This window comes from Comamonas sp. AG1104 (assembly GCF_003350425.1).
Lineage (GTDB): Bacteria > Pseudomonadota > Gammaproteobacteria > Burkholderiales > Burkholderiaceae_C > Comamonas > Comamonas testosteroni.
The window spans coordinates 65,469-73,291 of sequence record NZ_QQAS01000013.1 but is presented as its reverse complement, the minus strand read 5'-3'; the positions used below and the strand labels follow the sequence as shown (position 1 = coordinate 73,291).

The window sequence follows — 7,823 nt, the reverse complement described above, 5'->3', positions numbered from 1 at the left end:
ATGCCTGGCGATAACGTGTCGATCACTGTGAAGCTGATCTCCCCCATCGCCATGGAAGAAGGTCTGCGCTTCGCTATCCGCGAAGGTGGTCGTACCGTTGGTGCCGGTGTGGTTGCCACGATCATTGCCTAATTCTTAGAAAAGCTAGGAATTAACAATGTCTAAGCAAAAAATCCGCATCCGTCTGAAGGCTTTCGATTACAAGCTGATCGACCAGTCCGCAGCCGAAATCGTTGATACCGCCAAGCGTACCGGCGCTATCGTCAAGGGTCCCGTGCCCCTGCCGACACGCATGAAGCGCTTCGACATCCTGCGTTCGCCTCACGTCAACAAGACCAGCCGTGACCAGTTCGAAATCCGTACGCACCAGCGTCTGATGGACATCGTGGACCCGACTGACAAGACTGTTGACGCTCTGATGAAGCTGGACCTGCCCGCAGGTGTGGACGTCGAGATCAAACTGCAATAAGAGTTTTGGAGGCCTCGCAAGAGGCTTTTAAGGGTCTTTGTTTAACGCGAACTTGCTTGAAAAAGCAGTTCGCGTTAAAATTTGGAGCTTCGCCTTTGATGCGAAGTTTTATTAACCTTCTTTTGTGTGCTAGGCATGATTGCTAAAGCACAACGCTGGGCCAATTGCAGTTTCAGCGGCAAAAGTTTTGGAGCAAACAAATGAGTCTGAGCAACTCCCTGGGGTTGCTGGGTCGCAAGGTGGGCATGATGCGTCTGTTCACTGATGATGGGGACGCAGTGCCTGTCACAGTGGTGGATGTTTCTAACAACCGCGTGACTCAGGTCAAAACCCAAGAGAACGATGGCTATGTGGCCCTGCAGGTCACTTTCGGTGCACGCAAGGCTTCTCGCGTGACCAAGCCTCAAGCCGGCCACCTCGCCAAGGCGGGTGTCGAAGCCGGTGAAGTGACCCGTGAATTCCGCGTGACCGATGAAACCGCTGGCAAGTATGCCGCTGGTGCCGTTCTGCCTGTGGCCGAACTGTTCAGCGTTGGCCAGAAGGTGGACGTGCAAGGCACCTCCATCGGTAAGGGTTACGCCGGCACGATCAAGCGCCACAACTTCAGTTCGCAGCGCGCTTCGCACGGTAACAGCCGTTCGCACAATGTTCCCGGTTCTATCGGTATGGCACAAGACCCCGGTCGCGTGTTCCCCGGTAAGCGTATGACTGGCCACATGGGCGACGAAACCGTCACTACTCAAAACCTCGACGTGGTTCGTATCGACGAAGCACGCCAACTGCTGTTGATCAAGGGTGCCATTCCTGGTGCCAAGGGTGGCTTCGTTTCCGTGCGCCCCGCGATCAAGGCTAAAGCTTCCAAAGGAGCGAACTAATGCAGCTCGAACTCCTGAATGAACAAGGCCAGGCCGCTTCCAAGGTGGAAGCTCCCGAGACTGTGTTCGGTCGTGAATTCAACGAAGATCTGGTCCACCAGCTGGTGACTGCCTACCGTGCCAACGCACGTCAAGGCACTCGCGCCCAGAAGGACCGTGAACAAGTGCGTCACACCACTGCCAAGCCTTTCAAGCAAAAGGGTACAGGTCGTGCACGTGCTGGTATGTCCTCCTCGCCTCTGTGGCGTGGCGGCGGTCGCATCTTCCCCAATCTGCCTGAAGAAAACTTCTCGCAGAAGATCAACAAGAAGATGTACCGCGCCGGTATGGCTGCCATCCTGTCTCAGCTGGCCCGCGAAGGCCGTCTGGCAGTTGTGGAATCCCTGACGCTGGATACCCCCAAGACCAAGGTGCTGGCAGACAAGTTCAAGGCTATGAACCTGTCTTCGTCGGTGATGGTGATCGCTGAAGAAATCGACGAGAACCTGTACCTGGCATCCCGCAATCTGAAGAACGTGTTCGTGGTTGAGCCGCGCTATGCAGACCCCGTGTCGCTGGTGCACTACAAGAAAGTGCTCGTCACCAAGGGTGCGATCGACAAACTCAAGGAGATGTTCGCATGAGCACTACCAAGTTTGACGAAGGTCGTCTGATGCAAGTACTGGTCGCTCCCATCGTGTCCGAAAAGGCCACTCTGGTTGCTGAAAAGTCCAATGCTGTGACATTCAAGGTGCTGCAGAACGCTACCAAGCCCGAAATCAAGGCCGCTGTGGAATTGATGTTCAAGGTTGAAGTGGCTGGCGTGTCTGTGGTGAACACCAAGGGCAAGACCAAGCGCTTTGGCAAGACCGTTGGCCGTCGCGACAATGTGCGCAAGGCTTACGTGATGCTCAAGCCCGGTCAAGAGCTGAACCTGTCCGGGGAGGCTGCGTAATCATGGCTGTTATCAAGCTCAAACCTACGACCCCCGGCCAACGCGGCGCGGTGAAGGTTACTCGCGACCACCTGCACAAGGGTGAGGGCTTTGCCCCCCTGCTGGAAGCTCAATTCCAGAAGGCCGGTCGTAATAACAACGGTCACATCACAACTCGCCACAAGGGCGGTGGTCACAAGCACCACTACCGTGTGGTGGACTTCAAGCGCAACAAGGACGGTATCCCCGCCAAGGTTGAGCGCATTGAATACGATCCCAACCGTACTGCCCACATCGCTCTGGTGTGCTACGCAGACGGCGAGCGTCGCTACGTCATTGCTCCTCGCAACCTGGAAGTCGGCGCTACCATCATCAGCGGCTCCGAAGCTCCTATCCGCGTGGGCAACACCCTGCCTATCCGCAACATCCCCGTGGGCTCGACCATCCACTGCATCGAACTGAAGATCGGTGCCGGTGCTCAGATCGCTCGCTCGGCTGGTACCTCCGCCACTCTGCTGGCTCGCGAAGGCATCTACGCTCAAGTGCGTATGCGTTCGGGCGAAGTCCGCAAGGTGCACATCGAGTGCCGCGCCACCATCGGTGAAGTTGCCAACGAAGAACACAGCCTGCGCCGTCTGGGCAAGGCCGGTGTGAAGCGTTGGATGGGTATTCGTCCTACCGTCCGCGGTACGGTCATGAACCCTGTCGACCACCCGCACGGTGGTGGTGAAGGTAAGACCGGTGAAGGCCGTCACCCAGTTGACCCATGGGGCAATCTGACGAAGGGCTACCGCACCCGTAACAACAAGCGCACACAGACAATGATCGTGTCGCGCCGTAAGAAGTAAGGGGTAGCAAATGACTCGTTCTCTTAAAAAGGGTCCGTTTGTTGACCATCACTTGCTGGCCAAGGTCGAAAAGGCCATCGCCACCAAGGACAAGAAGCCAGTGAAGACCTGGTCGCGTCGCTCCATGGTCCTGCCCGAGTTCATCGGTCTGACCATCGCCGTGCACAACGGCAAGCAACACGTGCCGGTTTATGTGACTGACCAGATGGTTGGCCACAAGCTGGGTGAATTCGCGCTGACTCGTACCTTCAAGGGTCACCCTGCGGACAAGAAAGCCAAGAAGTAAGGAATAGAACATGTCTGAAACACGTGCTGTTCTCCGTGGCGTCCGCCTGTCTGTTGACAAGGGTCGCCTGGTCGCGGATCTGATCCGCGGCAAGAAGGTGGATCAAGCTCTGAACATTCTCCAGTTCACACAGAAAAAAGCTGCTGTGATCGTGAAGAAGGTTCTGGAATCCGCTATCGCCAACGCTGAGCACAACGACGGCGCCGATATCGACGAACTGAAGGTCAAGACCATCTACGTCGAGCAAGGCACTACGCTCAAGCGTTTCACTGCTCGCGCCAAGGGCCGCGGCAACCGCATCAGCAAGCCTACCTGCCACATCTATGTGACAGTGGGTAACTGAGGCCTTAAGGAAGAATATGGGACAGAAAATCCATCCTACCGGCTTCCGTCTGGCGGTGAGCCGCAACTGGGCAAGCCGCTGGTACGCTAGCAACCGTGACTTCGCCGGCATGCTGGCCGAAGACATCAAGGTGCGCGAGTACCTGAAGGCCAAGCTGAAGAACGCCGCCGTGGCTCGCGTTCTGATCGAGCGTCCTGCCAAGAACGCCCGCATCACCATTTTCTCGGCTCGTCCGGGCGTGGTGATCGGCAAGAAGGGTGAAGACATCGAGGCCCTGAAGAAGGAACTCGCTGCTCGCCTGGGCGTGCCCGTGGCTGTGAACATCGAAGAAGTGCGCAAGCCCGAAATCGATGCCAAGCTGATCGCTGACTCCATCTGCCAACAGCTGGAAAAGCGCATCATGTTCCGCCGCGCCATGAAGCGTGCCATGCAGAACGCCATGCGTCTGGGTGCTCAAGGCATCAAGATCATGTCTTCCGGTCGTCTGAACGGTATCGAAATCGCTCGTACCGAGTGGTACCGCGAAGGCCGCGTGCCTCTGCACACCCTGCGTGCCGACATCGACTACGGCTTCTCCGAAGCCAAGACGACTTACGGCATCATCGGCGTGAAGGTCTGGGTCTACAAGGGTGACACCCTGGGCCGTAACGACCTGCCCGCCGTGGAAACGCCCCGTCCTGAAGACGAGCGTCGTCCCCGTGGTCCCCGTCGTGACGGTCGCCGTGATGGCCGTGACGGCGCTGGCCGTGGTGGCCGTCGTCCCGCAGGCACCAATGCCGCTCCTGCCGATGGCAGCGACAAGCCTGCTGGCGCTGGTGCTGATTCCGTTAAGCGCGTTCGTAAGGCCGACGCGCCCGCTACAGCAGCGGACGGTAAAGGAGAATAAACATGCTGCAACCTGCACGCCGCAAGTTCCGTAAGGAACAAAAAGGCCGCAACACCGGCATCGCTACCCGTGGCAACTCCGTTGCCTTCGGCGATTTCGGTTTGAAGTCTACTGACCGTGGTCGTCTGACCGCACGCCAGATCGAAGCTGCACGTCGTGCAATTTCCCGTCACGTCAAGCGTGGCGGTCGTATCTGGATCCGCGTGTTCCCGGACAAGCCCATCTCTACCAAGCCCGCCGAAGTGCGTATGGGTAACGGTAAGGGCAACCCCGAGTACTACGTGGCCGAAATCCAGCCCGGCAAGGTGATCTACGAAATCGTGGGTGTGCCTGAAGAGCTGGCCCGTGAAGCGTTCCGCCTGGCTGCTGCAAAGCTGCCTCTGCGCACGACCTTCGTGTCCCGTCACATTGGTGCTTAAGGAGATCAACATGACGAAATCTGCTGAACTCCGCCAAAAAGACGTGGCTGGTCTGGAAGCTGAAGTGAAGTCCCTGCAAAAGGCTCACTTCGGTCTGCGCATGCAAAAGGCCACGCAACAACTGGGCAACACTGCGACCATCAAGGCTACACGCCGTGACATCGCTCGTGCCAAGACCATCCTTGCTGAAAAGCAAGCCGCCAAGTAAGGAGCCGACATGACGGAAGCTAAAACATCCCTCAAGCGCACCTTGATTGGCAAGGTGGTCAGCGACAAGCGTGCCAAGACTGTGACCGTTCTGGTGGAACGCCGCGTCAAGCACCCCATCTACGACAAGATCATGATCAAGTCGAGCAAGTACCACGCTCACGACGAGCAAGGTGAGTACAAGCTGGGTGACGTGGTTGAAATCACCGAGAGCCGTCCTCTCTCCAAGACCAAGAACTGGGTTGCTACCCGCTTGGTTCAAAAGGCTGCTCTGGTGTAAGCCTAACCAGGCCCGCCGGCTGCAAAGCCCTTGAAAACGACCCACAATGCTGTGGGTCGTTTTTTTATTTGGGCCGCCAAGAATGCGGTCCGTGCTTTGCAACAAAGGAGATAGTCATGATTAAAGTTGGTGATGCCCTGCCCGCAGTGACCTTGATGGAATATGTGGAAGTGGAAGGCAACGGCTGCAGCCTCGGCCCCAACCCCGTGAAGCTGCCCGAAGCACTGGCCGGCAAGACTGTTGCCGTGTTTGCCGTCCCCGGCGCCTTCACGCCCACCTGCTCCGAGAAGCACCTGCCAGGCTATGTGGCCCAGGCCGAAGAGCTCAAGGCTGCCGGCGTGGACGAAATCTGGTGCCTGTCCGTGAACGATGCTTTCGTGATGGGTGCCTGGGGCCGCGATCAGAAGGTGGCTGGCAAGGTGCGCATGATTGCCGACGGCGATGCGGCCTTTGCCAAGGCGACCGGCCTGACGCTGGACCTGAACGGCAAGGGTCTGGGCCTGCGCGCCAATCGCTTTTCCATGCTGGTCAAGGACGGCAAGGTTGCGACTCTGAACGTGGAAGCTCCCGGCAAGTTTGAAGTCAGCGACGCCGGCACCATGCTGGCTCAGGCCAAGCAGGGTTAAGTCTCTGATCGGCTGTACGAAGCCTGCTCCAAAAACGCCGCTTTTGCGGCGTTTTTTGTCTCAATCTTCGGCGTTGGCGGGAGCGGCAGGGCGCTTGAGAGGGGAGGACGGCGCGCCGTTGTCGATAATGGGTGTGGTCCAGCGTCCGGTCTTGAACACGTCATCCACGCCCCGATTGCGTGCTTCCTGGGCTACTGTCTTGCGCCAATCTTCCAGCAACTGGGTGCGTCCCGCTGCGTCCTGCATCAGCAAGGCAGTCTTCAGAAAGTGCATGAGCCGTGTAACGGTGGATGACGGGCGGGCATCGGGCCGCATCCAGCGATAGGCGGCAGAGCTTTCGGCGCCGAAATAAGTGGCAAAGCGCTTGGGCTCGATATCGGCGATCTCGTTCATGAAGGCCAGCATCTCGGGCGCAGTGGGTTGCTTGGGGATCACGGCCAGCTCCGGGTGCTGCGCCAGAAAGCGCACCAGCAAGGCCAGGGTCGGGTCTTTGACGGGCTCGTCCGGTGCCTGACGCACCACCTGCATCCAACGTGTGATCGACATGCTGAGCACCCAGATGATGTCGTTGGTCAGCAAGCCAAACTCCTGACGGACAGCATCCAGATCACGGCCTAGAACGGGGCGGTTGGAAGGGATCATGGGGTGAACGGTGAATTGTTACAATTTAGGCTGATTCAGATGCCAGCAGCCAAAGTGCTGTCGTGACGACACTGTTCGGCCGACGAAATGCGTGCAAAAACGACAGAATATAAGTAATTCTGATGTGAAATTTAGCATTGTGAATATACTGTATGTCACACCATTGATTCACCCATCCCCGATGTAGACGTTTCACGCTTCTATGCCCCATACCGTTTCGTCTCGTGTTCAGCTCACATTGCTCAGCCTGTTTCGCCAGCATGGCAAGCAGGCGCAGCCCGTGGTCGGAGCCGAGCGTGTATACGACGAAGGGCATGGTCTGCAGGTGGTAGCGAGCTCGATTCCATTTCGCAACCGGGCCATGGATTCCAAAGCGCCGCGCCCCGGCATGGGGCTGCTGGCGCTTTTTGGTATTCGCGATGCGCTCGACGAGTTGCAGCACTGGCGCATGGTGGCACGCACCTCCCAGGCGCAATTTGCCTACCTGCAGTTGCAGGTGGAGGTGGGCATGAATGCCTCCGTGGCACCCACGCGCCAGATGCTGCGCGAGCAAGGGGCGGGTATGCGCTTTCTGAACGTGCGCCGCAGCGCTGCCGAGTTCCAGAAGGAGCTGCTGGCGCGCTTTGCCCAATATGTGGCGCAAGAAGGCGGCAGTCCCGAGCACGACATGGCCCATGTGAGGCAGATGGCGCTGCGTCCCGATCTGTTCGAGCGTCTGCTCTACGAGGACGAGGACCTGCGGCATATCGATGTCCTGGTCATTCCTCTGGCTGATTGGCCGGACCCGACACGTGTGCGCCAGGTGGCCTATGTGCGCGCCGGAACGCCGCTGCTGGCCTTGCTCCAGGGCAGTGATCAGATGCAGGTGCACCTGCCCGGCTGGATGGCGCGGCGCTACCTGCCCGGCCAAGCACTGGACACCACGCCAAGCGGGGCGGGCGAACAGGCGCAGCCCATCTAGTCGGCCGACGAGGGTGTGTGGCACCCATAAGCTGGATGCTTGGACGTCACGATGGCTATATAAAACAT

At 58.2% G+C, this 7,823-nt stretch carries 14 protein-coding genes and 1 pseudogene; 14 read left to right on the top strand and 1 reads right to left on the bottom strand.

Going from position 1 to position 7,823, the window contains the following annotated elements:
• The 13 genes and pseudogenes from tuf to DFO48_RS24015 form a co-directional block, all read left to right on the top strand.
• Positions 1-132 (top strand): annotated as a pseudogene (tuf, locus tag DFO48_RS24075) (elongation factor Tu); the annotation flags it as partial.
• A 25-nt stretch (positions 133-157) separates the two neighbouring features.
• Entirely contained in the window at positions 158-469 is a 312-nt protein-coding gene (gene rpsJ / locus DFO48_RS24070) for a 30S ribosomal protein S10 (RefSeq protein ID WP_003059431.1), read from the top strand.
• Positions 470-669: 200 nt separating this feature from the next.
• Positions 670-1,344 (top strand): 50S ribosomal protein L3, encoded by a 675-nt coding sequence (gene rplC, locus DFO48_RS24065; RefSeq protein ID WP_003059417.1) that lies wholly within the window; start codon positions 670-672, stop codon positions 1,342-1,344.
• The gene (rplD, locus tag DFO48_RS24060) at positions 1,344-1,967 is read left to right on the top strand and encodes a 50S ribosomal protein L4 (protein ID WP_087085366.1); all 624 of its coding nucleotides are present in this window, start codon (positions 1,344-1,346) and stop codon (positions 1,965-1,967) included. Before rplC ends, rplD begins: the two co-directional genes overlap by 1 nt.
• A complete protein-coding gene (gene rplW / locus DFO48_RS24055; protein ID WP_003059415.1) occupies positions 1,964-2,278 on the top strand; it encodes a 50S ribosomal protein L23 in 315 nt (104 codons plus the stop codon). The genes rplD and rplW overlap by 4 nt, the downstream gene beginning before the upstream one ends.
• Positions 2,279-2,280: 2 nt before the next feature.
• Positions 2,281-3,105, top strand: coding sequence for a 50S ribosomal protein L2 (gene rplB, locus DFO48_RS24050; protein ID WP_003059414.1), 825 nt, complete (start codon positions 2,281-2,283; stop codon positions 3,103-3,105).
• Positions 3,106-3,115: 10 nt separating this feature from the next.
• Positions 3,116-3,391, top strand: coding sequence for a 30S ribosomal protein S19 (rpsS, locus tag DFO48_RS24045; protein ID WP_003059413.1), 276 nt, complete (start codon positions 3,116-3,118; stop codon positions 3,389-3,391).
• A 10-nt stretch (positions 3,392-3,401) separates the two neighbouring features.
• Positions 3,402-3,734, top strand: coding sequence for a 50S ribosomal protein L22 (gene rplV, locus DFO48_RS24040; RefSeq protein WP_003059408.1), 333 nt, complete (start codon positions 3,402-3,404; stop codon positions 3,732-3,734).
• A 16-nt stretch (positions 3,735-3,750) separates the two neighbouring features.
• On the top strand, positions 3,751-4,620 hold the full coding sequence (gene rpsC, locus DFO48_RS24035) for a 30S ribosomal protein S3 (RefSeq protein WP_003059406.1): 870 nt from the start codon (positions 3,751-3,753) through the stop codon (positions 4,618-4,620).
• A gap of 2 nt (positions 4,621-4,622) precedes the next feature.
• Positions 4,623-5,039, top strand: coding sequence for a 50S ribosomal protein L16 (gene rplP, locus DFO48_RS24030; RefSeq protein ID WP_003059405.1), 417 nt, complete (start codon positions 4,623-4,625; stop codon positions 5,037-5,039).
• 10 nt (positions 5,040-5,049) lie between these two features.
• Positions 5,050-5,247 (top strand): 50S ribosomal protein L29, encoded by a 198-nt coding sequence (gene rpmC / locus DFO48_RS24025; protein WP_003059403.1) that lies wholly within the window; start codon positions 5,050-5,052, stop codon positions 5,245-5,247.
• Between the two features lie 9 nt (positions 5,248-5,256).
• Entirely contained in the window at positions 5,257-5,526 is a 270-nt protein-coding gene (gene rpsQ, locus DFO48_RS24020) for a 30S ribosomal protein S17 (protein WP_003059401.1), read from the top strand.
• Positions 5,527-5,642: 116 nt separating this feature from the next.
• Positions 5,643-6,152 carry a peroxiredoxin gene (locus DFO48_RS24015; RefSeq protein ID WP_003081838.1) on the top strand — a complete coding sequence of 170 codons (510 nt, stop codon included), beginning with the start codon at positions 5,643-5,645 and terminating at the stop codon, positions 6,150-6,152.
• Between the two features lie 60 nt (positions 6,153-6,212).
• On the opposite strand, the gene DFO48_RS24010 is transcribed toward DFO48_RS24015, so the two are convergent.
• Positions 6,213-6,794, bottom strand: coding sequence for a hypothetical protein (locus DFO48_RS24010; RefSeq protein WP_114865002.1), 582 nt, complete (start codon positions 6,792-6,794; stop codon positions 6,213-6,215).
• Between the two features lie 202 nt (positions 6,795-6,996).
• Between DFO48_RS24010 and DFO48_RS24005 the strand changes: the two genes are divergently transcribed.
• Positions 6,997-7,755 carry a hypothetical protein gene (locus DFO48_RS24005; protein ID WP_138983872.1) on the top strand — a complete coding sequence of 253 codons (759 nt, stop codon included), beginning with the start codon at positions 6,997-6,999 and terminating at the stop codon, positions 7,753-7,755.
• Positions 7,756-7,823: the final 68 nt, after the last annotated feature.

Excerpts from the sequence above, each read along its gene's own strand:
- rplW (WP_003059415.1), top strand. The coding sequence starts at position 1,964 with ATGAGCACTACCAAGTTTGACGAAGGTCGTCTGATGCAAGTACTGGTC.
- DFO48_RS24005 (WP_138983872.1), top strand. The coding sequence starts at position 6,997 with ATGCCCCATACCGTTTCGTCTCGTGTTCAGCTCACATTGCTCAGCCTG.
- rpsS (WP_003059413.1), top strand. The coding sequence starts at position 3,116 with ATGACTCGTTCTCTTAAAAAGGGTCCGTTTGTTGACCATCACTTGCTG.
- rplC (WP_003059417.1), top strand. The coding sequence starts at position 670 with ATGAGTCTGAGCAACTCCCTGGGGTTGCTGGGTCGCAAGGTGGGCATG.
- rplP (WP_003059405.1), top strand. The coding sequence starts at position 4,623 with ATGCTGCAACCTGCACGCCGCAAGTTCCGTAAGGAACAAAAAGGCCGC.
- rpmC (WP_003059403.1), top strand. The coding sequence starts at position 5,050 with ATGACGAAATCTGCTGAACTCCGCCAAAAAGACGTGGCTGGTCTGGAA.
- rplV (WP_003059408.1), top strand. The coding sequence starts at position 3,402 with ATGTCTGAAACACGTGCTGTTCTCCGTGGCGTCCGCCTGTCTGTTGAC.
- rplB (WP_003059414.1), top strand. The coding sequence starts at position 2,281 with ATGGCTGTTATCAAGCTCAAACCTACGACCCCCGGCCAACGCGGCGCG.
- DFO48_RS24010 (WP_114865002.1), bottom strand. The coding sequence starts at position 6,794 with ATGATCCCTTCCAACCGCCCCGTTCTAGGCCGTGATCTGGATGCTGTC.
- rplD (WP_087085366.1), top strand. The coding sequence starts at position 1,344 with ATGCAGCTCGAACTCCTGAATGAACAAGGCCAGGCCGCTTCCAAGGTG.
- rpsQ (WP_003059401.1), top strand. The coding sequence starts at position 5,257 with ATGACGGAAGCTAAAACATCCCTCAAGCGCACCTTGATTGGCAAGGTG.
- rpsJ (WP_003059431.1), top strand. The coding sequence starts at position 158 with ATGTCTAAGCAAAAAATCCGCATCCGTCTGAAGGCTTTCGATTACAAG.
- rpsC (WP_003059406.1), top strand. The coding sequence starts at position 3,751 with ATGGGACAGAAAATCCATCCTACCGGCTTCCGTCTGGCGGTGAGCCGC.
- DFO48_RS24015 (WP_003081838.1), top strand. The coding sequence starts at position 5,643 with ATGATTAAAGTTGGTGATGCCCTGCCCGCAGTGACCTTGATGGAATAT.